The 24,254-nt window shown below is 60.4% G+C and carries 21 protein-coding genes; 12 read left to right on the top strand and 9 right to left on the bottom strand.

Annotation, left to right across the window (positions count from 1 at the left end):
• Window position 1 precedes the first annotated feature (1 nt).
• The gene (locus tag E4021_RS06300; RefSeq protein WP_136457512.1) at window positions 2-2,521 is read left to right on the top strand and encodes an AsmA family protein; all 2,520 of its coding nucleotides are present in this window, start codon (window positions 2-4) and stop codon (window positions 2,519-2,521) included.
• A gap of 1 nt (window position 2,522) precedes the next feature.
• Here E4021_RS06300 and E4021_RS06305 read toward each other — a convergent pair whose 3' ends face one another.
• On the bottom strand, window positions 2,523-3,629 hold the full coding sequence (locus E4021_RS06305) for an AI-2E family transporter (RefSeq protein WP_168797485.1): 1,107 nt from the start codon (window positions 3,627-3,629) through the stop codon (window positions 2,523-2,525).
• A 159-nt stretch (window positions 3,630-3,788) separates the two neighbouring features.
• Here E4021_RS06305 and icd point away from each other — a divergent pair, with 159 nt between their 5' ends.
• Complete coding sequence (gene icd / locus E4021_RS06310; protein WP_136457516.1) at window positions 3,789-5,018, top strand: NADP-dependent isocitrate dehydrogenase; 1,230 nt, start codon at window positions 3,789-3,791, stop codon at window positions 5,016-5,018.
• Window positions 5,019-5,261: 243 nt separating this feature from the next.
• Here the strand turns inward: icd and E4021_RS06315 are convergent, their stop codons facing one another.
• Window positions 5,262-5,927 carry a hypothetical protein gene (locus E4021_RS06315; RefSeq protein WP_168797486.1) on the bottom strand — a complete coding sequence of 222 codons (666 nt, stop codon included), beginning with the start codon at window positions 5,925-5,927 and terminating at the stop codon, window positions 5,262-5,264.
• Between the two features lie 148 nt (window positions 5,928-6,075).
• Between E4021_RS06315 and E4021_RS06320 the strand changes: the two genes are divergently transcribed.
• Window positions 6,076-6,600, top strand: a complete 525-nt coding sequence (locus E4021_RS06320) for a cupin domain-containing protein (protein WP_168797487.1) — start codon at window positions 6,076-6,078, stop codon at window positions 6,598-6,600.
• A 76-nt stretch (window positions 6,601-6,676) separates the two neighbouring features.
• A complete protein-coding gene (locus E4021_RS06325; protein WP_136457522.1) occupies window positions 6,677-7,450 on the top strand; it encodes a class I SAM-dependent methyltransferase in 774 nt (257 codons plus the stop codon).
• A gap of 8 nt (window positions 7,451-7,458) precedes the next feature.
• Here the strand turns inward: E4021_RS06325 and E4021_RS06330 are convergent, their stop codons facing one another.
• A complete protein-coding gene (locus tag E4021_RS06330) occupies window positions 7,459-8,751 on the bottom strand; it encodes an ATP-dependent DNA helicase (protein WP_136457524.1) in 1,293 nt (430 codons plus the stop codon).
• 191 nt (window positions 8,752-8,942) lie between these two features.
• Between E4021_RS06330 and E4021_RS06335 the strand changes: the two genes are divergently transcribed.
• From E4021_RS06335 to E4021_RS06360, 6 genes are all read left to right on the top strand, one after another.
• A complete protein-coding gene (locus tag E4021_RS06335; RefSeq protein WP_136457526.1) occupies window positions 8,943-9,521 on the top strand; it encodes a DUF3575 domain-containing protein in 579 nt (192 codons plus the stop codon).
• A 25-nt stretch (window positions 9,522-9,546) separates the two neighbouring features.
• Window positions 9,547-9,933 carry a hypothetical protein gene (locus tag E4021_RS06340; protein ID WP_136457528.1) on the top strand — a complete coding sequence of 129 codons (387 nt, stop codon included), beginning with the start codon at window positions 9,547-9,549 and terminating at the stop codon, window positions 9,931-9,933.
• 494 nt (window positions 9,934-10,427) lie between these two features.
• Entirely contained in the window at window positions 10,428-11,252 is an 825-nt protein-coding gene (locus E4021_RS06345) for a M15 family metallopeptidase (RefSeq protein ID WP_136457530.1), read from the top strand.
• A 122-nt stretch (window positions 11,253-11,374) separates the two neighbouring features.
• Window positions 11,375-11,725 carry a hypothetical protein gene (locus tag E4021_RS06350; RefSeq protein WP_136457532.1) on the top strand — a complete coding sequence of 117 codons (351 nt, stop codon included), beginning with the start codon at window positions 11,375-11,377 and terminating at the stop codon, window positions 11,723-11,725.
• Window positions 11,726-11,883: 158 nt separating this feature from the next.
• The gene (locus E4021_RS06355; protein WP_136457534.1) at window positions 11,884-14,277 is read left to right on the top strand and encodes a S9 family peptidase; all 2,394 of its coding nucleotides are present in this window, start codon (window positions 11,884-11,886) and stop codon (window positions 14,275-14,277) included.
• Between the two features lie 52 nt (window positions 14,278-14,329).
• Window positions 14,330-16,126: a DUF5060 domain-containing protein gene (locus E4021_RS06360; protein ID WP_136457536.1), complete on the top strand. Its 1,797-nt coding sequence runs from the start codon at window positions 14,330-14,332 to the stop codon at window positions 16,124-16,126.
• Here E4021_RS06360 and E4021_RS06365 read toward each other — a convergent pair.
• Window positions 16,123-16,836 (bottom strand): polyprenol monophosphomannose synthase, encoded by a 714-nt coding sequence (locus tag E4021_RS06365; RefSeq protein WP_136457538.1) that lies wholly within the window; start codon window positions 16,834-16,836, stop codon window positions 16,123-16,125. The genes E4021_RS06360 and E4021_RS06365 overlap by 4 nt on opposite strands.
• A gap of 188 nt (window positions 16,837-17,024) precedes the next feature.
• On the opposite strand from E4021_RS06365, the gene E4021_RS06370 reads away from it, so the two are divergent.
• On the top strand, window positions 17,025-17,765 hold the full coding sequence (locus E4021_RS06370) for a transporter (RefSeq protein ID WP_136457540.1): 741 nt from the start codon (window positions 17,025-17,027) through the stop codon (window positions 17,763-17,765).
• Between the two features lie 49 nt (window positions 17,766-17,814).
• Here the strand turns inward: E4021_RS06370 and E4021_RS06375 are convergent, their stop codons facing one another.
• From E4021_RS06375 to E4021_RS06395, 5 genes are all read right to left on the bottom strand, one after another.
• The gene (locus E4021_RS06375; RefSeq protein WP_136457542.1) at window positions 17,815-18,561 is read right to left on the bottom strand and encodes a (Fe-S)-binding protein; all 747 of its coding nucleotides are present in this window, start codon (window positions 18,559-18,561) and stop codon (window positions 17,815-17,817) included.
• 266 nt (window positions 18,562-18,827) lie between these two features.
• A complete protein-coding gene (locus E4021_RS06380) occupies window positions 18,828-20,390 on the bottom strand; it encodes an AAA family ATPase (RefSeq protein WP_136457544.1) in 1,563 nt (520 codons plus the stop codon).
• Window positions 20,391-20,510: 120 nt separating this feature from the next.
• Complete coding sequence (gene rpsU / locus E4021_RS06385) at window positions 20,511-20,699, bottom strand: 30S ribosomal protein S21 (RefSeq protein ID WP_099105555.1); 189 nt, start codon at window positions 20,697-20,699, stop codon at window positions 20,511-20,513.
• A gap of 41 nt (window positions 20,700-20,740) precedes the next feature.
• Window positions 20,741-21,046 carry a hypothetical protein gene (locus E4021_RS06390; RefSeq protein ID WP_136457546.1) on the bottom strand — a complete coding sequence of 102 codons (306 nt, stop codon included), beginning with the start codon at window positions 21,044-21,046 and terminating at the stop codon, window positions 20,741-20,743.
• 4 nt (window positions 21,047-21,050) lie between these two features.
• A complete protein-coding gene (locus E4021_RS06395) occupies window positions 21,051-21,578 on the bottom strand; it encodes a hypothetical protein (protein ID WP_136457548.1) in 528 nt (175 codons plus the stop codon).
• A 222-nt stretch (window positions 21,579-21,800) separates the two neighbouring features.
• On the opposite strand from E4021_RS06395, the gene E4021_RS06400 reads away from it, so the two are divergent.
• Complete coding sequence (locus tag E4021_RS06400; RefSeq protein WP_136457550.1) at window positions 21,801-24,251, top strand: TonB-dependent receptor domain-containing protein; 2,451 nt, start codon at window positions 21,801-21,803, stop codon at window positions 24,249-24,251.
• Window positions 24,252-24,254: the final 3 nt, after the last annotated feature.

Below are 24,254 nucleotides of genomic sequence, written 5' to 3' on the forward strand. Positions count from 1 at the left end.
CATGGCCAATGAACTTCCCCGTTTTCGCTGGTGGTACCTGCTGCTTTTGCTGCCCGTTTTTCTGTACCTCGGCGCCCGCTGGTACGTCGGCCACCGCATCGACCAACTCATTGACCGGGCCAACACCGACGGCAATTCCCTGGTCGTACGCGAATACGGCTTCGGGTTTTTCCCGATCCACTTGTCGGCCGAAGGGGTTTCCTTCCAGCAAGACCGAGCCAACTTCTCGGCCCACGGCAGTCTGAGCGAACTCTACCTCGGCGGCCTTCACCTGTTCAGCCTCTTCGGATCCGACCCCATCGAACTGGAACGCATCCGGCTGCAGGGCCTCGATGCCGAGTTGGTACGCACGGGCAGCTCCTCCGGCGACAGCAGTTCCTTCGCCCTCGAGGTTTTGGAAATTGAGCTCGACAGCACCTTCCTCACCCTGGCCGACCAAACCAGCGGGAAGCAGCTTACACTCACCGATTTTGCCCTTTCGCTCCAGGCCTTTCACCTGCCCTTCCAACCCACCCAACTTCGCTCCCTGCGGATGACGGCCGACTCGGTGGCCTACTTTGACGAGCCAGGCGCGACCCGGATAACCGCCAGCGGCATCGGTTACGATACCGGTCGAGAGGCCATCAATTTGGCGCAGCTGCAGTTCCGCCGCGGCGACAGTACCGACGTTTGGGCGGATGACCTCACCTTCACCGGACTCAATACCGACGATATCGATGGCGCCTTCACCCTCGACTCCGTGCGCATAGCCCGCCTGGGCGGCGGCGCGCGGGTGCCGGGCGGGAGCAAGACGCCGGCCGACTCCACCTCGAGCGGCACCGCCGTGCGGATCAGGCAACTCAGCCTCCCCTCGATCGACCTCCAGGTAGCCGGCGATTTCGGCCGGGCCTCCCTCCGGGGCTCGGTGGAAGCAGAAGCGCTGGCTTACCAGGACACCTTTTCCCTGGACCACCTTCAGCTCGACGGCGACAGCCTGACCTATACCGGCAGCGGCGCGCTGGAAGTGGTCGCCCGGAACCTGAACCTACAACAGCAGGCCCTCTATTTCCCCCTGTCCCCCGACCGAATGGGCGCCACCGACCTGTCGGTGCCCCATTTCACGGTGACCCGCGACGGACAGACCGTCAGCGGCAACGAACTCGACTACAGCAGCCAGAACGGGGAGCTTTCCGCGGCTCAATTACAGTTCAATGGCCGACGCATCAGGGGCACTACCGAACGCCTTGCGGTAACGGGAGTGGACAGAAACGCCCTCCTCGGCACCGGCCCCGTACAGCTTGCGCAAGCGGTGGCCGAAGGGGCGGAAGTAGCCATCTACACCAGCGACGGTGGTCGCTACGAAGTGAGTGCGCCGCAAGCCACCCTGGACGCGATCACCCTGAAAGGAGGTTTCGCCGTGGAGCGGGTGCGGGTGGAGAACGCCGGTTTCCGCCGCTACGGCTCCGACGGGCAGCGGGATATGGTGGGTACCGGGATTTACGTTGATCAGCGGGATATTTCCTCGCCGATAAAGCCCGATCGCTTTGGCGCAAGTAAGGTCCGCGTCGCCAGACTAACCATGTACAGCGGAGAGTTGCCCCTTGAATACCGCTACGTCAACGCCGCCTACGACAGCCGCGCGGGCGAACTAACCCTTGACAGCCTGGTGCGGCACAATCAGTTGTCACCCGATGAAATGTTCCGTCAAAAGATCGCCAAATCCTGGCTGGCCTTCGGCTTTGACGGGCTCCGGCTGCGGGGCATCCGGCACGATGCCCTGGTGAGGGGAAAGCTGATCTACGTAGACTCACTGAACGCGAAGGATTTTCGCCTGCGGGTGGTCGAGGACCTTTCGCTGGACCTGCCTGGCAACGCCAATCGTCCGATGCCCATCGAAGCCTTACGCAAGATCGGTCCGCGCATCGTACTGAATGGGGCCAGGTTTTCCTCCACGGATATTGCTTACGGGATCGTCGATTCCCTGCTCGATCCCAAAACGATTCACTTCAACGACGGCACCGTGCTGCTGCAGAACCTGGACACCGAGGTGAGCGATACGGACTCGGTGCAGGTAAGCATGGATGCCACCTTCGAGCGGGGTACTCCCCTGCACGCCGAATTCCGTCTCTCGCGCGACGCCGTGGCCCGGGGCTACTCGGCCCAGGGTGAGCTGGGTACTTACGACCTCAGCAAGGTGAACCCCCTCATGCGGGTGGCCGCTGACGCCATCATTGAGAAGGGCGTGATCGAAAAACTTACCTACCACAGCCAAATGGACGGCGATACCATTACGGGCGACATGATGTTGCTGTATCGCGACCTCGACCTGAAGGTGGTGGGCAGCGGGGCTTGGATCAAAAACTTGCTATCCGGAGTGGTCATCAAGAACGACAATAGTCTCGGGGAGGATTTCCGCCAAGGGCGCATCTACCACGTGCACACACCGGATAGAAGCTTCTTCAACTCCTACTGGAAGGGACTGGTGAGTGGAATGAAATCTTCGGCGATGTCGGACATCGCCTTACCCGAGGAACTGGACTGACCTACGCTTCCGCGTCGGATACCAGCTCTTCCGGCTGGGCCTTCGCTTTCCTTTCCCGCCGGGTGATCTTGCGGGTACTGATTTCGCCGTTGCGGCTGAGCAGGATCGCAATGGGGCGGGTCTCCGGGAACTGTGCGCAAATGATGATGATGGCCACGGTGATCGGAACGCTAAGCAGCATTCCGACGATTCCCCAGAGCATCGACCACAGGATCAGGGTCAGTACTACTACCAACGGACTGATGTTGAGCGAGCTGCCCATGAGGCGCGGTTCGATGATGTTGCCGACCAGGATCTGGATGGCGGTGACGCCGAGCACCACGATCAGGAAGGGGCTCAGGGTATCGTACTGTACCAGGGCCAGCAGTGCGGGCAGGGCCGTGGCCGTAATGGATCCGATGGTGGGCACGAAATTGAACAGAAAGATGAGGAAGGCCCAGAAAAGCCCGTAATCGAGTCCGATCACCGAAAAGACCACGAAACTGAGCAGGGCGGTGGCGATGCTGGTCAGCGTCTTTACGCCCAGGTAGGTGCGCATGGCGGTGTTGATCTCGGCCAGGACGCGGGTGAAGCGGGTGCTGTGCCGCATGTCGAGTCCGAGGGCCTTCATCTTCTTCGGAAAGCTGTTCTGTTCGACGAGGAAGAAGAGTACGTAAAGGAGAACCAAGGCCACGCCCTTCGCGGCGCTGGTTACGCCGGCAAGGACCAGTGCGAAGTTGCCGAGGATTTCCTGGCCGATCTCCAGGTCGCTGACCGAGGGCGGGGGGCGGTCGATGCCGAGACGCTCGTAGGCATTGGCAATTTGGGCCTCGATCTTGGGGAGGTAGACGCCACTCTCGAGAATGAAGCCGTTGACCGTATTGACGATCATGTCCGAAATCGCATACAGGGCCAGTCCGATGAAGATCAGCGACATGGCCAGGGTAACGGCGTTGGGCAGCCGGGTCCCGATGAAGGGCAGGTGCCGGAACTGATTGTTCAGGGCGTTGACCAGGTACCACAGCACCAGTGCCATGAAGATGGGCACCAGGTAGCTTTTGCCCACCACGATCAGGGTTAGGACAAGACCAATGCTGAGCAGCCAGGCGGCAACGCGAAAGACGGACATGTAGAATGAAAGGCTTATGTGAGTGGGTAACGACGGAAGGGCCCCTATTGTGTTGTTAAACCCCATACCCATTCGGGTAGTTACTGCAGAGTCATCGAGAATTCCCTATTTTCGCCGGCCGGCTCGCTCAGAGCCTTTACCCTAAATCAGAACACTTACATGAGCGGATCCAAAATAACCATCTCCAACGGCAAACTGAACGTCCCCAACGACCCCATTCTCCCCTTCATCGAAGGCGACGGCATCGGTCCTGACATTTGGGCCGCCGCCAGCCGCGTACTCGAAGCCGCGGTAGAAAAAGCCTACAACGGCGAGCGCAGCATCGTCTGGAAAGAAGTCCTGGCCGGACAGAAGGCCATGGACCAGACCGGCGAGTGGCTGCCCCAGGCCACCCTCGACGCCATCGAGGAGTACCTCGTCTCCATCAAGGGACCCCTCACCACGCCCGTTGGCGGCGGCATCCGCTCCCTCAACGTTGCCCTGCGCCAGAAACTGGACCTTTACGCCTGCGTGCGCCCCGTGCAGTACTTCACCGGCGTGCCCAGCCCCGTCAAGAACCCCCAGGACGTCGACATGATCATCTTCCGGGAGAACACCGAGGATATCTACGCCGGCATCGAATTTGCCGAGGGTACCGAGGAGAACAAGAAGTTCCTTACCTGGCTTAAGGAAACCTACCCCGATCGCTACGCCAAGGTCCGCTTTCCGGATTCGGCCGGCATTGGCATTAAGCCGGTCAGCCGCGAAGGCACCCGCCGCCTGGTCAAGGCCGCCATCCAGTACGCCATCGACAACGGCAAGGACAGCGTGACCCTCGTCCACAAGGGCAACATCATGAAGTACACCGAAGGCAGCTTCCGCGACTGGGGTTACGAAACCGCCGCCAAGGATTTCGGTGCCCAGCCCCTCGACGGTGGCCCCTGGCACGTACTCAAGACCGACAACGGCAAGGAAATCATCATCAAGGACGTCATCGCCGACGCCATGCTGCAGCAGATCATCCTGCGCCCAAAGGAGTACAGCGTCATCGCCACCCTGAACCTGAACGGCGACTACATTTCCGACGCCCTGGCCGCCCAGGTCGGAGGCATCGGCATCGCCCCGGGTGCCAACATCAACTACACCACCGGCATTTCCATCTTCGAAGCTACCCACGGTACCGCTCCGAAGTACGCCGGCCAGGATAAGGTCAACCCCAGTTCGGTCATCCTTTCCGGTGAGATGATGTTCCGCTACATGGGCTGGCCGGAAGCCGCCGACCTCATCATCAAGGGGATCGAAGGCGCCATCAGCAAGAAGCGCGTAACCTACGACTTCGAACGTCAGATGGACGGCGCCACCCTGCTCAAGTGCAGCGAGTTCGGCGACGAGATCATCAACAATATGTAGAAGAGAATCTGAGCTGATTTTAGATTCACGGGGGTCGTCGCCAGATTGGCGACGGCCCTTTTTTGGTTTTCGGCGAGCCGCTTTGTGGACTGGACCGCCCACGCGCCGCTTGGATCTTCCTGCGACCAAACCTACAGATACCTACCCTACCCAGCGGGTGAATGTTCCGGGCGCACCGGTGGGCGGCGGTAAGGGCAATCACGCCGGGCAGCCTTGAAGATCGGATGATGAGGGCCCCCTCCGCTACTTCACTACCCTACCCACCAACTCGCGCACCGCCAGGGAAAGCAGCAGCTGCTCTTCCTTGTCGTTGAGGTCGTCGGGGATGAACTCAAAGGCGCGTTGCCCCAGGGGGTCGTCGGTACCGCCAGAATGCGTGGTGAGGGCGGCCACTTCACGTTTGCCGACGCTCACGGGCAGGTAGTTTTCGCGGGGGGTGGTTTCAATGCGCGCCAGTTCCTTACCCGTGCGCTCGCCCAGCAGCGTGCTGCCGGTGATGGTGCCGACGGGCTGATCGTCGATCTCGAGGCGCGTTTTGCCATTTTCGGTCCAGTAGACGTAGTCGTGATCGGCCGTGCGGGCGTAAAGGAGTTCGTTTACCTTCTTTCCCAGGTAGCGCCGGTAGCTGTAGCTCACGACCGGCTCGTGGAAGATTGTGGTAAAGGTTCCCTTGGCCGTGGTGCCGGTGCCGCGCTTCAGGATCTGTTTCTCCTGGGTAAGGCTGAAGAGGTCCAGTTCCTCCCGGTTAATTTTGACGAGCGGGTCGCTCCAGGTATCCATCTCCTGCTTGACTTCCCGCAGGACGCGGGCGCGCTGCTTGCGCGACGGCATGCGGTTACGGGTCCACTGGTTGAAAAGGTACACCAGCATGGCGACGAGCAGGACGGAAAGAATGAGTAGCACAATCATACCCAGGAAACACTACTTCCCGGCCGGCGGGTTTACCGTTGGTCGAATTGGTGCAAGCGTTGGTCTGCGCGTACCGAACGGGAACAAGTTTCGAACCCGGGCCCACCCGTCTTTTGTTGGTAAGGCCTGAGCCCCGCAAACCATTCATGTGTCACACCAGATATCCCAACACGGTCCGGCTACCCTGATCTCCCTGGAGCCCTGGGAGTGGATCCCCAACAGCACACTGCCCGTGGTGCTCTACCGCGAAGCGTTTACGGCCCCGGATTCAGGCCGCCTAACCGATCAGGTGAAAAAGCGCCTGCACACCGCGGGCTGGGGCAACCAGTGGATTGCCGGCATCTACCCTTACCCGCATTATCATAGCAATACCCATGAGGTCCTGGTCATTCTCGAAGGTCACTGCACGGTGGAACTCGGCGGTCCGGAAGGCCACCCGGTGGAAGTAAACGCCGGCGACGTGCTGCTCCTCCCAGCCGGGACCGGCCACGCCTGCTACACCAAGTCCTCCTACCGCGTCCTCGGGGCCTATCCCGGCGGCCGCTCCTGGGACCTCATCACCGACGCCGCTGAGCACCGCCCCCCCGACGACCTGCCGATGCCCCAGCACGATCCCATCGGAGAGCGGGGGGTAATGCGCAAGGTGTGGCAGCGGCCCGTACATTCGGGTTAAGGGAGGCATGTGCCACTGGGCTTGGCAGCTGAGGTGAGACATGGCACCGGCGCTTTGCCGCCGTACCTTGCGACGCATGGATAGTCCTAACGACTTACAACGGTATTTTACAAATAACACTTCACGCGTCACCAACAAATGGGACCACTATTTTGAGATCTATGATCGCCACCTTCAACGATTTAGGGGTCAAGAAGTGGTACTTGTCGAAATAGGGGTTTTCCAGGGAGGTAGCCTGGGCATGTGGCAGGAATATCTAGGTCCGCGGGCCAAGATCTACGGCATTGACATCGACCCACGAACCAAAGCCCTGGAAGAAGACAACGTGCGGATTCTGATAGGGTCACAATCGGACCGTGCCTTCCTGCGGACCGTACGAGAAACCATTCCACGCATTGATATCCTGATCGACGACGGGGGACACATGATGCGGCAGCAGATCACCACTTTTGAAGAACTTTTCGGGCACGTTTCCAACGATGGCGTATATCTGTGTGAAGACCTGCATACCAGCTACTGGATGCACTTTGGCGGGGGCCACCAACGGCGAGGTACCTTTATTGAATTCAGCAAGAATTTGATAGATGCACTGAATGCCTATCACAGCCAACAAAATAGTTTGCGTGCAAATGAACTGACGGAGACGATGCACGGGCTTCACTTCTACGACAGTATCCTGGTGATAGAAAAACGGCGAAGGAGCCGTCCTCGCCCCGTGCAATCCGGCACCATTAGGATTTTTCCTGAGGAACCTGATTGCCATGTTCGGCATGGCATACAATACCAAATGCTCAAGACAATTAACCGTGTGTTGCGCTTTCTTAGGCTGCAGAGCTTTATTTGGCGATAGTTTGGCACCTACCGCATGCCCTCGTAGAACTGTACGACTTCCGGATCCACTAGCACGTCGCGCAAACTGAGGGGCTGCCGCAGTACGATGCCGTCGAGGGTGCGGCAACGGCTCAGGGCCACGTAGGTCTGCCCGTGCTCAAAGGCACCGGAGCGCCCCAGGTCGACGATGATGCGGTCGAAGGTCTTGCCCTGCGCCTTGTGGATGGTGACTGCCCAGGCCAGGCGCACGGGCAACTGCCGGTAGGTGCCCAGGGTTTCGGTGGCGATCTTGCGCAGGTCGGGTCCGTCGGCAGTGTAGCGTATGATGTCCCACTCGTCGTACTCCACCTCCACCTCGGCGGGGCGGCCGTTATCTACTATCTCCAGGACCACCGACTTGGGCTTGCACTCCTTGACCGTGCCAATGGTGCCGTTGACGAAGCGGCGCTCGGTGTCGTTGCGCAGGGTCATCACCTGGGCCCCCGCTTTCAGGCGCAGTACCTGGGGGACCGGAAAGAGCCGATCGGGAAAGTTGCCCTTCACTTCGGCGGTATAGATATGCTCGGGTGAATCCAATGCCGCCAGGGCGTCGGCGTTGATGCGCGTGACGGTGGCGTTGCGAGCCGCCAGGGTAAGGTAATTGCTACCCTCCTCGGGGCAGAAATCGGGGAGGTAGCGGGCGTTCAGGTCTTCGAGCTCGTCGCGATCGACGGTAGCGTTGCGGATGCTTTCCAACAGACGGAGAAAGTGACGGCTGTCCTGCCGGTACACCTGCCGCAACTCGATCATTTCCAGGTCGATGTATTCGAGGCAGTCGGCACTGAAGAAGTACGGACTCGCGTAGCGCAGGCTGAAAAATTCCCGCTCGGTGTCGCTGCTGACCACGGGCGGCAACTGGAAGAGATCGCCGAACAGGATGAGTTGCACCCCACCGAAGGGCTCTCCGCTGCCGCGGTTGAGGCGCAGTCCGTAGTCGATGGCCTCCATCACGTCGGCCCGCACCATGCTGATCTCGTCGATGACCAGCGTTTCGAGGTTCATGAAAAGCCGGTGGTTGCGGCGGTTGAGCTTGATGTCCTTCGACTGCAGGAGGCGTGGCGGGAAGTTGAAAAAGGAGTGGATGGTCTGTCCGCCCACGTTCAGTGCCGCTACGCCCGTGGGGGCCAGGACGACCACGTTCTTGCGGGTGCTGCGCTTGAAGATTTGCAGCAGGGTGGATTTCCCGGTGCCGGCCCGGCCGGTAATGAACAGGTGGGCTCCGGACTCCATCCGCTCCAGGGCATAGTTGAAATCTTCGGACAGTTGCAGGGCTTCGGGCATGGCGCGAAGGTAACGGAGGGGAAGTTGTCGGGGGATCGGTACATCGGGGAACCGGGCATTCCGACACCCTTTAAATAGACGGGGAATCAGCCCCCAAAACCCCGCAAAATAAAGTTGACGCCCCGGCAGCGGCGCATTAGTGCGGAGAATAATTTTAATCAATTTCCTCACCCAAATAGCCACCACGAGCCATGAGAAAGCTATCGTGTCTTTTGTGCTGCCTGATGCTTTTCCCAGGCCTGCGCGCGCAGGTAGATGCCAAGCTCAACGTCGGCTCCGCCCTGGGGGGTGCCGTAAACGTTGCCGCGGAATTCCCCCTGGCCGCGCAGTCGGCGGTCTCTATCGGGGCCGCATACGCCAGCGCGGAGTACTTTGAATCCGACAACGACGACTACCGCTACCGCAACTACCGCCTCATACCGGAATACCGCTACTACTTTGCGCCCCGGGCGGGTTTTGACCGCTTCTTCGTGGGGGGCTACGGCAAGATCGGACACGTGACGGGCACCGACATCTGGTCGGACCAAAAGATCTCGGCCATGCGGGCGGCCATTGGCATTTTGTCCGGACACAAATGGATCGCCCCTTCCGGCTTTCTATTCGAACTCAATGCCGGATTGGGCCGGGCCGTCACCTTCGGCGGCAACCCTGATGATGCCGTGTACACGGACGTGATCGGCGATCTTTCGTCGCTTGATCTGCGCCTCGGTATTCTGCTGGGTTGGCGATTTGCGGATCGGGGCCACGTTCGCCCGGAGCCTTCGCGCTAGTTGGCCCGCGTCGTACCTTTGTGGCATGCTAACCTCCCGTTTCCTCACCCTGCTGACCGGCGTCACCCTATTGGCCGTAGCCGGGGTGGCGTTGAGTCACTTGCTGCTGCCCATCGGGTACGCACTGCCGTTTACGATCACGACCCTGGTGGTGTTCATCCTGCTCTGCCTGGCCATCTTCTTTTTGGGGCGGCGGAGCGCGGGTGCCGAGAACAGGCTCCTGTTCAGCAATGTGTTCCTGGCCTCCACCGTCATGAAAATGTTCATCTGCGGTGCGTTGGTGGTGGGCTACGTGGTGCTTGGTGAGCCGGAAAGTAAACTGTTCATCGTTCCTTTTTTCTGGCTTTATCTGGTTTATACTGGATTTGAGGTCTACTTCCTCATGAAGTTGTCGGCGATTGTGGCGCGGTAGGGCTTCCTGGCATTTTTGGCAGACGTCGGACGTCTGTCAATTTGACAGACGTCCGACGTGGAGGGAGCTGGCCTTTCGGATACGATTGCTGCCTATCTCCCATCAATTACTTTTCGGCTTGATTAGTACGTCTATTTAGCCGGCCCTCAGGCAATGTAGCTCATTGACTGTTCGACAAAGGGGAACCAAAACAAGACCTGAGGGACAGTAATACTCCGGGAAATACAATATTACACAAACTGACGCGAGGTCTACGCCATTTTGACAGACGTCGGACGTGTCATGCTGCAGATCATAGTTTTTGGCCATTATTTTGGGTTAAAGGTGCGCATTCTCCCTACCAGTGTCATTTACATCACCATATTCGCCGACTATCATCCGGAGCTGGGGGGGAATTCCCGCCATCCTGTCAGACGTCGGACGTGTGCCAAAATGGCACACGTCCGACGTCTGAAATATTGTCCGGTCGGGGTGAGTACGAGTATTTTCGCGGGATGAAGTATCTCTTGCTGACCCTCGCTACCATTTCCCTGCTGAGTTGCAGTCCGGCCCAACCGGCCAGCGCCGCGGAACCGGCCCCGCCGGCAACCGACGTGCCGGACCCGGCACCCGCGACCGCGCCCATGGAAAGTGACAGCATCGGGGGCATACCCATCTATACCTACCTGACCGGGCAATTCGATCCAGCAAAGCACCCGGATTTCGTCAAGGTCGCCGACCGCTATACCGACGGTGACCCCTACCTGCTGCACCGCGATACCTACGACGCCTTCGAACGCATGCACGCTGCGGCCCGTCAACACGGAGTCAACCTGAAGATCGTCTCGGCTACCCGGAATTTTGCACGCCAGAAACAAATCTGGGAGGCCAAATGGAACGGCCAGCGCTTACTGGAGGGAAAAGAGAAGGCGGACGAAGTGTACCCGGACCCGGCCGATCGGGCCAAGGCCATCCTGCGCTACTCCAGCATGCCGGGCACGAGTCGCCACCACTGGGGAACGGATATCGACCTGAACGCCCTGAACAACGAATACTTCCAGACCGGTGAGGGCAAAAAGGTTTACGACTGGCTCAGGGCCCACGGCGCGGAATTCGGCTTTTGTCAGCCCTACACGGCCAAGGGTGCCGAGCGACCCAACGGTTATGAGGAGGAGCGTTGGCACTGGAGTTATCTGCCCCTGGCGACCCGACTGACGGACTACGCGGCCACCAAATTGCGGGACGAAGACATCGGCGGATTCGCGGGTGCCGAGGCCGCTCCACGGATCGGCGTGGTGAAAAACTACGTGCTGGGCGTGAATCCCGAATGCAAGGAGTAGCCCGGACCTACTGACTACCAACAAGTTGCTTCCGTACCCGCCTCCTTTCCTCGGCTCGCTTGAAATCGGGGTAAACTTATGCCGGGGTACCCCGCGTTTACCCTAACACATAAGAACTGCCTATGGAACTTTACGACATCAATCGCTACGCCCTCATCGTTACGCCTAGTGAGGCCCTTCTGCGCTGGGCCATCCGTGAAGACCCCACCATCGAAGAGGAAATTGATTTTGAAGATACCTCCGACCTTACCACCGTTTATCTCCTGCCGGATTTCGACGAAATGGAGGAAGCCGAAGAATGGCTGGAGAACAACTTCATGCCCATCCTGGAAAACCTGCTCAGCGAGTGGGTAGAGGACGATTCCAACTGGCCCGACAACCTGGCGCTCAACCACTTCGAAAAGTTCAGCGACTATACGATCACCAATATGGTCATCGACACCCAGGACGCCAGCTACGATGAGGAAGATTGATGTCCTGCCCCCCTCCGGCAGACGCCGCTGATCCGGGGTAACCGGAGGCGAGGCGTGTGTACCTCACTTCGCCTCCGCGAAGCAACCCGTACACCGGCTCAATTCCTTGCCCCAGTCCGAATTTCGTGGCCCTGCACCACGCGCTCAGCCTTTTCTCCATGAATTACCAACGCCCTCCCGAAGCCATCGCCGATCTGGTCAACCTAAAGCCGGATCCCCTTATGCTGTTCGGGCCCGACCGCGATTACATCATCATTGCGGACCGGCCGATGTACCCCAGCGTGGAGGAATTGAAAGAGCCAAAGGTAAAACTGGCCGGGCGACAGATCAATCCGAATACCTTTTCGCCCCACGGCAGTCGGGGCTTCTACCACCCCCGCCTGCATCGCATATCCACGGGCGAGGAACGTTCCTTCCAGGGCCTGCCCAAGGGAGGGATGTTCCGCTACTTTTCCTGGTCGCCCGACGGCAACCGCATCGCGTTTTGCCTGGCTACCGAGGACGGCCTGCAACTCTGGACCTGCGACCGGCAATCACTGCACTGTCATCCGGTGGGGGAAAACAACATCAATAATAGTCTGGGCGGGGTACCCTACGACTTCATCGGCAACGAACGCTTCCTCATCAAGCGGCGGATCCCGGGCGCGAAGAAGCCGTCGATGTCCGAAAACGTCACTGGCCCTATCGTCCAGGATTCCTCCGGCAAGGAAGGATCGAACCGCACCTACACCAATCTGCTGCAGAGTGACTACGACGTGGCCCTGTTCCGCTACTACGCCAGCAGCCAACTGTACCTGCACCGCCTCGACACCGGCCACGAGACCCCCTGGGCCGAGCCGGGGATCATCGCCGGCCTGGGCGATTCGCCCAACGGCAAGTACTTCCTGATCACCTACGTGGTGGAGCCTTTCAGTTTCAACGTTCCCTACGACAAGTTTGCCGACCGGGTGCTGTTGCTCGACCGGGAAGGCAACGTCATACGCGAGCTTACCCGCCGCCCGGTAGTGGAGCACCTCCCCCCGGCCTTCGGTGCCGTGATCACCCAGCCGCGCCGCTTCAACTGGCGCAGCGACCACCCCGCCCAATTGTACTGGACGGAGGCCATCGACGGCGGTGATCCCCGGCGCGCGGCCCCGTTCCGCGAGCAGTTGTACTTTCTGGAGGCTCCGTTCACGGGGACGCCGCAAAAAAGCATCAAACTTCCCCTCCGTTTTGGGGCCCTGCGGTGGTGTCGCGGCGACCTCGCCATCGTGGTCGACTGGGAATGGGCATCCCGCCGGCAGGTGACGCGGCGTTGGTACCCGGACGACCCCTCGCGCACGCCGGACGTGCTCTTCGACCACAATTGGGAGGACAACTACAACGACCCGGGTAGCGTAGTGACCATCTCGCTGCCCAGTGACCACAGCGTGCTGTTGACCCGCGACAACGGTGATACCCTGGTAATGGTCGGCAACGGCCACCGCCCCGAAGGGCCGCAGCCGTTCATCGATGCTTTCAACCTCACCACTCACGAAAAGACCCGCCTCTGGGAGTCTACCCCGCCCAATTTCGAGCGCCCCCTGTTCTTCCTGGACCAGGATCCGGAGTTCTTCCTCCTGGCGCGGGAGCAGGCCAACGAACGACCCAACTTCTTCCTGCACCACCTGGTAAGTAACGAGGAGGTCCGCATCACCGATTTTCCTCACCCCTATCCCCAGTTGCGGCACACCAACTACGAGCTGCTCACCTACGAGCGAGCCGATGGCGTGCAATTGAGTGGGGAGCTCCACACGCCAGAGGGTTTCGTGGCGGGCCGGGATGCTCCGCTGCCCGTGCTGATGTGGGCCTACCCCCAGGAGTATAAGGACGCCGACAAGGCCGGGCAGGTGCTTACCAGTGCCCACCAGTTCCGGCGTATCAGTCCGCTCTCCCCCCTACCCTTTCTGGCCGCGGGCTACGCCGTGTTCGACGACTTCGCCATGCCCATCGTCGGGGAGGGCGAAGAAGAGCCCAACGAAACCTTCATCGAGCAGGTCAGGATGAATGCCGAGGCGGCGGTGCGCAGGTTAGTTGAATCGGGGGTGGCCGATCCCCGGCGCATCTACGTGGGCGGACACAGCTACGGGGCCTTTATGACCGCCCACTTACTCGCGCATACCGATCTCTTCGCCGGAGGAATCGCCCGCAGTGGCGCATTCAACCGTACCCTCACGCCCTTCGGATTCCAGGCGGAGGAGCGCACGTTCTGGCAGGTGCCCGAGACCTACGTCCGCCTTTCACCCTTTGTACACGCCGATAAGATCGACAGTCCGCTGCTGCTTATCCACGGCGAGGAGGACAGCAACAGCGGCACCTACCCCGTCCAATCCAAGCGTATGTTCACCGCCCTGGACAACCTGGGCAAAACCGCCCGTCTCTGTCTGCTGCCCTACGAAGACCACGGCTACGCAGCCGAGGAAAGCATCCTGCATATGCTGTGGGAGATGCACCGCTGGATGGATATCCACCAGCGGCCCGAGCTTTCTCCCGTGGCGGAGTCCGCCGACCGGCGTAACCACGGGCGCCGGTAATTTTGACGCGACGAATGGGCGCGAATAAGTAAGTTTACCGTAAACCGCCGCCGTGCCACGACCCTATTTGCTCTTGCTGCTGCCCGTCTTGTTTGCCGGCTGTCGCAGTGCCCTCACCTACACCCATCCCGACCTGGACAAGTGGGAAAAGCTTACGCTGTCATTTCCGGGACCGGAAAGCGAAGAATCGGCTGCGGTCAATCCCTTCGTCCATTACCGGCTCGACGTCACCTTCACCAACGACGACTACAGCATCACGGTACCGGGCTTTTACGCGGCCGACGGCAAGGCCGCCGAAACCAGTGCCGAGCGCGGCAACATCTGGCAGGTGCGGTTCCGGCCCGACCGGAGCGGCGAATGGACGTACGAAGGCCAACTGGTGAGCGGCGACAGCATCTACCTGCAGCCGGTCGGGGAGGGAAAAATTGTCGAGCGTTACGAGGGGGCCTTCTTCGTGGGAGAGGCACCACCCGGAGAAACCGGTCGCCTGATCCGCGACCACCCCCGCTACCTGCGGTGGGCTGAGACGGGCGACTACTTCATCAAAACCGGCGTCGACAGTCCGGAAAACCTCCTTGGGTACGAGGACTTCGACGGCACCTACCGCCACAGCAATACCTTTCGCGAGGGGGAAAGCAAAACGGAGGGGCTCCACCGCTTCTCGGCCCACCTTGACGACCACGGCACCCGCGACCCCGCCTGGAAAAATGGAATGGGGAAAGGGATCATCGGCGGCATCAGTTACCTGGCCTCAGCGGGCGTGAACAGCCTGTACTTTCTCACGCTCAACTTAAACGGGGACGGCAAGGACGTGTGGCCCTATACCGACCACGAGGCGCGCTACCGCTTTGACGTGAGCAAATTGGACCAGTGGGAAATCGTGTTTGACCACGCCGACAGCCTGGGAATGATGCTCCACTTCGTGCTGAACGAGACCGAGAATGAAACCCTGCTTGACGGTGGCGATACGGGTCCGGAGCGGCAGCTGTACTTCCGGGAGCTGGTAGCCCGCTTCGGCCACCACCGGGCCGTCACCTGGAACCTGGGCGAGGAAAACGGCCCCAACGACTGGTCGGAAAGCTGGCAGGATACCCGTCAGCAGCGCGACGTACTGGCCTGGTTCGCCGAGAACGATCCCTTCCGTCATTACGTAGTGCTCCATACCCACCCGGGTGAGGAAGCATTCGCAAAGATCTACCAGCCCCTGCTGGGCAACGACCACCTCGACGGCCTTTCCCTGCAGCTCGGCGACCCATACTCCGCAAACGAAGTAACCCGTAAGTGGCTGCGCCTTTCGGCCGAAGCCGGGGCACCCTGGATCATGACTTTGGACGAGGTGGGGCCGTGGTGGCGGGGACTGGACCCCGACGATACCGTACCGAACAACCAGGACAGCCTGCGCGCCCTGACGCTCTGGGGCAACCTCCTGGCCGGCGGCGGCGGGGTAGAATGGTACTTCGGTGCGCGCAGTCCGCACAACGACCTCAACCTGGAAGACTGGCGCAGTCGGGACCGCGCCTACCGCTGGTCGGCCGACGCCCGGCAATTTTTTGAAAGGCACCTCCCCTTCTGGGACATGGAAGCGCGCAATGAACTGACCCGCGAAGACAACGAGTTTTGCTTCGCGCAGGCCGGGAGCGTCTACGTGGTGAACCTACCCTTTGGCGAGCCCGCCACTCTGGATCTGAGCGACACGGAAGGGGAATACACCGTGCAGTGGTACAACCCCCGCGAGGGAGGAGACCTGGAAGACTACGGTGAACTGGTGCAGGCCAGTGACGGTGAGGTCGAATTAGTCCCCCCCGGAGAAGGACACTGGGTATGTCTGCTGAAACGACGGACGCTCTAGCGCCAGCGCAGGCTAAGGACGCCGAAGACGGCTTCTTTGATGATGGACTTGTGCATTTTGCTGTTGCCGGCGATACGGTCGGTGAAAACGATCGGTACTTCAACAATGCGAAAGCCCAGTTCCCGGGCCGTGTACTTCATTTCGATCTGGAAGGCGTAGCCGATGAAGCGGATCTCGTCTAGGTTCATCTTTTCCAGCACGGGGCGTGAGTAGCACATGAAACCGGCGGTAGGGTCTTTCACGGGCATCCCGGTCACCACGCGGGTAAACAGGCTGGCGCCGTAGGACAACACGATGCGGTCGAGGGGCCAGTTCTTCACCTTCCCGCCGCGGGTGTAGCGGCTGCCTACGGCTACGTCCGCCGGGCCCTCATGACAGGCGGCGCGCAGGCGAATGAGGTCGGCGGGCGTATGGCTGAAATCCGCGTCCATCTCAAAAAAGTAGCGGTAGTTTTCCGGCCGCGCCAGTCCCCAGCGGAAGCCGTCAAGGTAAGCGGTACCCAGTCCAAGCTTGCCGGCCCGTTCGAGTAGGTGCAACTGGGTGGGGTAACGCTCCTGCAGCTCCTTGACCACCGCCGCGGTACCGTCGGGAGAACCGTCGTCCACGATGAGCAGGTGAAAGGGTTGTGACAGCCCCAATACCGTCTCCACCATGCGCGTTATGTTTTCGCGTTCGTTATAGGTGGGGATAATTACCAGACTGTCGCTCAAGGAAGAAATAATTAAGCGGCCAAAGATAGGACAGCCATATGATAGAAGGGATACGGGTGTTAAGTGGTGGCCCGGACCCGGTCGGTTTCCCGCGTACCCCAGGAAAATGGGCCTGCGCGGCTGCAATATTACTCCTTTTACTACTGGGTAGTGACCTGAGGGCCCAGGGCCCGATTGGTGGATTTCCCGTGGCGCGCGGCGAAGTGGCGATTGCCCCCGCCTACAGCGTCGAGCGATACGATACCTACTTCGGAGCGGGCGGCACACCCGAGGCCCGGCAGGTAACCACTACCGGGTACAGTCTGTTCCTGGAGGCCGGCCTGAACGAGCAGACGGCCCTGGTAGCTACCCTACCCTACCTGAAGACCAACGATCGGGCGGGCAGTCTGCAAGACGCCTCCGTGTACATCAAGTACATGAACCTTGACCAGCGAAGTACGAAGGGCGCGCACCGTTTCTTTACGGCCGTAGGCCTCAGTTTTCCGGTGGGCAATTACGAGACGACGGGCGTGGCCGCCCTGGGGCAGCGGGCGAGTGTTTTTCACGGTCGGCTGGTGTATCAGTATCAATTCGACAGTGGCTTTTTCCTGCACGCCCAGTCGGGAGTAGATTTTCAATTCGCTCCTGAGAGCCGGTCGACCTGGCCGGTGTTGTTGCGGACCGGCTACGGGGCCCGTTACTTCTATCTGGAGGGGTGGATGGAGTTTGTCACGGCGCTCGAACCCGGGACGGCGGTGCAGACCGCTACGGCCGGTTCCGGCAGCAGCTGGCGTCGCCTGGGCGGTACCGTATACGTGCCAGTGGTCAGTTGGGCGGGCCTGGTGGCCGGTGGCGCATACGTGACGGGGGGAGAATTCATCGGGCAGAGCACCCGGTACAATCTGGGGGTCGTCATAAAGATGGTACCACCCGCGCGGACGGAAACTTAACCAGGTCCTTTTGGCCACGGCGGTGCTTCCCGAGCAGCCTGTCCGAATCTTAAGCCGGCTGCGTGCTGTTCAGGATCTCCGCAACGTGCATGACGCGCATGGGTACCTTTTCGCGCCGCATGAGCCCTTCCAAATGCATGAGACAGGACATGTCGCCGCTTGTGATGACCTCCGCCCCGTGTCGGAGGTGGTCGGCAATTCGGTCCTTGCCCATTTTGGCGGACAGTTCGGGTTGGTTGACGCTGAAGGTGCCGCCGAAGCCGCAGCATTCATCGATCCGGTCCAGGGGAATAAGTTCTACCCCCTGGACCATATTCAGCAAGTAGCGGTAGTAGCTGAAGGCCGGTCCCACGCGCTCGGAGCTCTCCCCCAGTCGTAGACCCCTCAGGCCGTGGCAGCTGTTGTGGATGCCCACCCGCGCAGCAAACCGGGCGCCGGGTAGTTCCTGCAATCCGATCACGTTCACCAGGAAGTCCGCTAATTCGAAGGTACGTTCGCGCACGGAGGTTACGGCCTCGGAATCCGCCAGCACGTCGTAGTGGTGATTGACATGGTATACACAGCTGCCGGAAGGACAGACGATGTAATCGAACGACTGAAAAGTATCTATGAAGTGCTCGTAAATGGGCCGGGCTTCCTGCTCCATCCCGCTGTTGGCCAGGGGTTGTCCGCAGCAGGTTTGTTGTCTGGGATAGATCACCGTGCACCCAACCTTTTCCAGCAGTTGCAGGGTGGCCACGCCCGCCCGGGGATAAAATTGGTCGATATAGCAGGGAATGAAGAGGCCGACGGTCATGGGTGGGGAAGGTAAGGCGGATCAGCCTTTGTGGTGTCCGGTGATGTCCTGTTTTGGGCTTTGTCATTTTGGCAGACGTCGGACGTCTGCCAAAACGACAAAGCCAGCAATCACGCAGCATTTGCATGTAAGTCGGAAAAATTCCTGAGTTGGCGAGTAAGGGCGGCTAAGGAAAACGGACCAAAATGGGCAAATTCTACGCCTAACTGGCAGACGTCGGACGTATGACATCCTGTCATACGTCCGACGTCTGCCACCCCATAAATCTACTCCCCCCCGTACTCAAACTGCAACTTCTCCAGCCGTAACTGGAGTCCGGACAAGGCCTCGCGCACTTCTTCCAGGTTGGCGGTCACCACTTCTGCGAAGGCAGAGTCCACAAAAAGGTGGTCCGCAATGCCCTCCAATTCCTCTGGCCCCTGCTCCGCGACTGCCACCTGCTGTTGTTCCATATAGGTGCGCAGCCGATCAGCACGCTCGTCCCAGAATTCGCGCAGGATGCGGTGGGGCTTTTTTCGGATCACCTCCTGCCGCTCCGCCAGACGCGTTTTGAGGCGGAACACGGTGTCCGTCCCGTTGAAGTTGACCTCCACCGTGTTCTCCCGGGGCCCCTTGCGGCCGCGGATGCGGTTGACCAGGTTGAGGTCCTCGTCGTAGAAGTTGACGCTGCGGAATTCCGTATCGCTGAGTCCGCGGAACTGGTCGATAGCCACCAGCACGCCGCGGAACTGACTCAAGTCCTTCTCCAGCTCGTAGTAGCTCTCCTGCACCGGCAGCAGCTGCTCCTCCTCCTTTGTGAGGGTGATGCGAGTTTCTTCGCGGACGTCCGTTTCGAATTCGCGGATCTCCTTTTTCAGGTTACCCAGGTTGACGGCCACAGAGTAACCGTGCTTGCGCACGGCGTCGACGATCATCTCCCGGATCGTCTCTCGCTGCTCGGGGCCGTTCCACAGGCAGTGCTCCAGCAGGAAGCAGTCCATCAGGTTCACCCGCGTGCGGCCGTGCAGGAATGCGGAGGTGCGCAACAGCCGCACGGCCTTCTTCCAGCGCCGGTCGTAGATCATGATCGGGTTGGCGGCGTGGTTGGGCCGGGCATTGTATTGCTCGATCTTGTATAGGAGGAGTTGGAGGGTATTGAGCACTTCGGCGGGTACCTCCACGGCGTCGATGCGCACCGACCAGTCGTCGAGTTCCTCTTCGGAGAGCTTGGTTTCGGCGGGCACGTTGTCCTCGTACACGTCCTGGGTATCCACCACCATCTTGACGAAGTTGCGGTACTCGCTGATCTTGCCCAGCTCCAACCGGACCAGGAAGCGGTCCCAGATCGGCGCCAGGTTGGCGTTCCGCGGCGGCAGTTCATTGCTGGCCGTGATGATCCCGCGGATATTGACCTTCATGTCCTCGTCGCCGTTGCGGTAGATCTTCTCGTTCAGGATGGTCAGCAGGGCGTTCTGGATGGCCGGCCCCGCCTTCCATATCTCGTCGAGGAAGACAATATTCGCCCCCGGCAAGTAGCGATCGGTGAGCCGTTCGTACTTGTCCTCGTCGCGCAGCTTCTTGATGGAAATCGGTCCGAACACCTCATCCGGCGTAGAAAACTTCGACATCAGGTACTCGAAACTCACCCCGTCGCGGAAGGCGTACTTTAGGCGCCGGGCGATGAGGCTCTTCCCGACCCCCGGAGGGCCGAGCAGAAAGATGCTTTCGCCGGCCACGGCGGTCAGCAGGGAAAGGCCCATGGCGCGGTCCCGTTCGTAGAGGCCGGCCGTGAGGGCATCCAGCAGGCTTTCGGTGCGCAGGCGCAGGTCTTGTTGGCGGTTGGCGGTCATGCGGGGGTAACGGCGGCGGAGAAAGATGGTTTGGGTACAAACAGACAAACGGCTTCCGGAGCAGGTTCTCCGAAAGCCGTTCGCAGGTCAGGAAGACGGGCTTCCTACTGGCGCGGGACCTTACTGGTCGCCGTACTTCTCGAGGCGGTACTCCGCCTTCAGTTTTTCCTTCCGGCGCTTAACGCTAGGCTTGGTGAACTCACGACGGTTGCGCAGCTCACGGATCACGCGGGTGTTGATAGATTTGCGCTTGTAGCGCTTCAGGGCGCGGTCGATGTTTTCGCCCTCACGTACATTGATAATTAGCATTAAGCGTTACTATTTTTTGAATTGGAGCGCAAAGGTAAGGACTACTTCTGGACCGCGCAAGCTATTTCCACTATGGTTCGCCCGGCTTCCGTGCGATAATGCAGTTTTTCGACGTCCAGCTTGCGCAGCAACGCCCTGGGATCGGGCGTGGAAGGCGTAGCCCCGGTGCCGGTCGTGGGCACCGATGTGGCTTCCTGGGGCGCGGGCGCGGGTGCTATAAACTGTGACAGCAATTCGTGCAGGCCGAGATTGATGAGGTCATCCGAAAGGGCGATTTGCCCCTCTACCCGGGTTCCGGTGAGGTCGCTGAAGTCGTTGTCGATGAGGTGTTGAAGTACGGGGTGCATTGGGTTAGTCGGTTTTGAGGTGGAGGTGCAGGATCAGTCGGTTCGCTTCGCTGTGCACCTCGAGGTTATGCAGCAGCGGCGCCAGTTGTTGGTAGCCCAGGTGGTTCAGTAGGGCCGGGACGTGCAGTCGGAGATAGTGGCTGGTCAGTTCGACGCCGCGCGGTAGCCGCGATTCAATTTGACCCTGCAGCAGGCTGATGAGCGAGCGGTCCAGAAATCCGAGTCCGTCCACGATGTCAAACCGCAACCAGGGTTGGTCCGGAAAGGCTACCGGGCCACAGGTGGCAAAGGTGATGCGCCGGGTCACCGACCCCACCAGTGGCGCGTGGGCCGTGAGGTGGACCCGGAATCGGTTGCCGCTCTCGGGGTCGATGAGCAGTTGCTTGACCGGCGTGTCGGGAGGCCGAGCGGCCAGGATTTCGTTCAGCAGGGAGCGGGTGAGCGGCAGCGTGAGGCGCACGTCCGTTCCGGCCAGGGCGGCCGATGGCTCCCTTAGCAGTGAGGTAATAACGGGTGAGGCGGGAGATGGCATAGTGGCATAACCGCCGCCCATCTGCCGGGTTCGCGGCGGGGCGGGGATAGACCATTTCCCGGGGAAAATGGGACCAATCCCCGTCAATTCAAGGATATAATCGGCCACAATCTATAATCCGGGTGCTTTACTCGACGATCCAGGCGGCTGCCTCTACCCTTTTCCTGAACGGTATTTCCGGGATCCCGTTAGAACAAACGAATCCCCCCTGACCCCAACCCCATGAAACCGCTTTATACCTTTTTACTGCTTTTACTTTGCACCTGCGTCCGCGCCCAAACCGACGGTGCCGCCCCGCCCCTGGCCCCTAATACGGGCGGCGTGGGGGGCATGCTCTACGACGCGGAAAGCGATGAACCCGTGGGCTTCGCCAACATTGCCGTATACCGCGTCGAAAGCGGAGAGATGGTTTCCGGAACCACGAGCGACATCGACGGAAAGTTCACCCTGAAAAACCTGCCCTACGGCGACTATCGCCTTGAGGTAACCTTCATCGGCTACGAGGAAGAAGAGATGATGCTTGAGCTCAACAATTCCGAGCGCTTCATCGAGGTAGGTCAGATCGACCTGAGCGTCGGCGGGGCCACCGACCTCGACGAGGTGGTCGTGACCGCCGAACGCGCCATTATGGAGCTGGGCCTCGACCGCAAGTCCTTTAATGTAGAAAAGAGCGTGGCCTCCAGCGGCGGCTCGGCCGAAGACCTGCTGCGGCAGATCCCCGGCATCACGGTCGACCTCGAGGGCAACGTGAGCCTGCGCGGCAGTGGCGGCGTGCGCTTCCTGATAAACGGCAAGCCGAGCGGACTGGTCGGCACCGACCCGGCCACCTACCTCAAGTCGCTCAGCTCCTCCAGCATCGAGCGGGTGGAGGTGATCACCAATCCGGGCGCCGCCTTCGATCCCGAGGGAACGGCCGGCATCATCAACATCGTGCTGAAGAAAAAGCAGGACGACGGCTTCAACGCCACGGTCAACCTCAACGCCGGCACCGGCAACAAATTCGACGGCAACCTCGACCTCAACTGGCGCAAGGGCAAGTTCAACTCCTTCGCCGGCATCAGCGGCCGCTACGACGAACGCTTCTTCCGGGGGTACCGCGACCAGTCGGGCACCCTGGGCGACAGCCTCTTCAGCCGCTACTTCACCTTCGAGGGCGACCGCCTGCGGGAGTCCCAGATGTTCAAGCTCGGCACCGAGTACAGTGTCGGTCAGCGCGGACTCCTCGGCATCCAGGGCAACTACCAGCTGGAGCAGGGCGACAATAGTAACCTGCGCACCACGCAGTTCTTCAACAGCGAAGGCGAACTCGAACGCACCAGCATCCGCACCGAAACGGAGCCGAACGACGAGAGCGATTACGAGATCCAGGCCTCCTACAGCCAGACCTTCAAGCAGGAAGGCCGCCAGCTGACCGGCCAGTTGCAGTACAGCAACAACGACGAAAGCGAGATCGAGAACTACGACGAGATTATCGTCGATGCCTTCGAAGCCCCCCTGGGCACCAACCGGCAACGCTCCCCCACCCTGGAGGGCCGCAGCCGCTGGCTGGGACAGCTCGACTACGAGCAGACCATGGGCGACTTCAAGTTCACCATCGGGTGGCGCTCTACCCTGGAGCGGCTGGAGGAGGATGCTGAGTTCCAGACCTTCGGCTTGGGTGACTTTGAGAAGGTGGACAGCCTCAGCAACCTTTTCCGCTACGAAGAGGACATTCACGCGCTCTATGCCAGTTTTGGAGGCAAGGTGGACAACATCACCTTCAACCTCGGACTGCGCGCCGAACAGGCCTACACGACCAGCCGCCTGCTGGAGCCGAATGCCGAGACCTTCGAGAACGACTACTTCAGCGTCTACCCCAGCATTTTCGCCGGCTACGCCTTTACGGAATCCACCACCCTGCAGGCCAGCTACAGCCGGCGGGTGGAACGGCCGCGGGCCTGGGCCCTCAACCCCTTCGTGGACCGGGGCGATCCCTTCAACCTCCGCGCGGGTAATCCTTTTCTCCTGCCGGAGCGCATCAACAGCTTTGAGTTGAACCTGCAGCAGCAGTACGGCAAGGGCACCTTCACCGGCGGCGTGTACTTCCGGCAGCGCAGCGACATCATCAGCCGCATCACCCGTGTACTGCCGGGTGGTGTGAGCCTGAGTACCCGCGACAACCTTGACCGGGGCCGCGATTACGGCGTGGAGGTGATCACCACCTACCGCCCGACCGAGAAACTGGATCTCACGTTCAGCGCCACCGGATACCGCTCGGAGATCATCGGCAACAACCAGGACGAGAGCATCGACCAGAACGGCTACCTCTTCAGTGGCAACGTACAGGGCAGTTACGAGCTTCCCTGGGACGTGAAGGGGCAGTTTACCTATTTTTACCGCAGCCCGGGCGTCCGTCCGCAGGGCCGCATCCAGGCCATCCAAAGCCTTGACGTCGGCTTTCGCAAGGACATCCTCGACGGCAAAGGGGCCGTCACGCTGCGGGCGACCGACGTGTTCAATACCCGCCGCTACCGCTTCATCACGGAAACCGGGGGGCTGATTACCGAAAGTGAGTTCCAGCGCGAAAGCCGGATCGTTTACATCGGCTTCCAGTACAGCCTCAACCAGCTCGGACAGCAGCGGGAAGGCGGACGCCGCGGTGGCGGTGGCGGCGGCGGGGACGATGATTTTTAATCC

The organism is Neolewinella litorea, assembly GCF_004803465.1.
GTDB classification, from domain to species: Bacteria; Bacteroidota; Bacteroidia; order Chitinophagales; family Saprospiraceae; genus Neolewinella; species Neolewinella litorea.

Excerpts from the sequence above, each read along its gene's own strand:
- E4021_RS06300 (WP_136457512.1), top strand. The coding sequence starts at position 2 with ATGGCCAATGAACTTCCCCGTTTTCGCTGGTGGTACCTGCTGCTTTTG.
- E4021_RS06305 (WP_168797485.1), bottom strand. The coding sequence starts at position 3,629 with ATGTCCGTCTTTCGCGTTGCCGCCTGGCTGCTCAGCATTGGTCTTGTC.
- icd (WP_136457516.1), top strand. The coding sequence starts at position 3,789 with ATGAGCGGATCCAAAATAACCATCTCCAACGGCAAACTGAACGTCCCC.
- E4021_RS06315 (WP_168797486.1), bottom strand. The coding sequence starts at position 5,927 with ATGATTGTGCTACTCATTCTTTCCGTCCTGCTCGTCGCCATGCTGGTG.
- E4021_RS06325 (WP_136457522.1), top strand. The coding sequence starts at position 6,677 with ATGGATAGTCCTAACGACTTACAACGGTATTTTACAAATAACACTTCA.
- E4021_RS06330 (WP_136457524.1), bottom strand. The coding sequence starts at position 8,751 with ATGCCCGAAGCCCTGCAACTGTCCGAAGATTTCAACTATGCCCTGGAG.
- E4021_RS06335 (WP_136457526.1), top strand. The coding sequence starts at position 8,943 with ATGAGAAAGCTATCGTGTCTTTTGTGCTGCCTGATGCTTTTCCCAGGC.
- E4021_RS06340 (WP_136457528.1), top strand. The coding sequence starts at position 9,547 with ATGCTAACCTCCCGTTTCCTCACCCTGCTGACCGGCGTCACCCTATTG.
- E4021_RS06345 (WP_136457530.1), top strand. The coding sequence starts at position 10,428 with ATGAAGTATCTCTTGCTGACCCTCGCTACCATTTCCCTGCTGAGTTGC.
- E4021_RS06350 (WP_136457532.1), top strand. The coding sequence starts at position 11,375 with ATGGAACTTTACGACATCAATCGCTACGCCCTCATCGTTACGCCTAGT.
- E4021_RS06355 (WP_136457534.1), top strand. The coding sequence starts at position 11,884 with ATGAATTACCAACGCCCTCCCGAAGCCATCGCCGATCTGGTCAACCTA.
- E4021_RS06375 (WP_136457542.1), bottom strand. The coding sequence starts at position 18,561 with ATGACCGTCGGCCTCTTCATTCCCTGCTATATCGACCAATTTTATCCC.
- E4021_RS06380 (WP_136457544.1), bottom strand. The coding sequence starts at position 20,390 with ATGACCGCCAACCGCCAACAAGACCTGCGCCTGCGCACCGAAAGCCTG.
- rpsU (WP_099105555.1), bottom strand. The coding sequence starts at position 20,699 with ATGCTAATTATCAATGTACGTGAGGGCGAAAACATCGACCGCGCCCTG.
- E4021_RS06390 (WP_136457546.1), bottom strand. The coding sequence starts at position 21,046 with ATGCACCCCGTACTTCAACACCTCATCGACAACGACTTCAGCGACCTC.
- E4021_RS06395 (WP_136457548.1), bottom strand. The coding sequence starts at position 21,578 with ATGCCATCTCCCGCCTCACCCGTTATTACCTCACTGCTAAGGGAGCCA.
- E4021_RS06400 (WP_136457550.1), top strand. The coding sequence starts at position 21,801 with ATGAAACCGCTTTATACCTTTTTACTGCTTTTACTTTGCACCTGCGTC.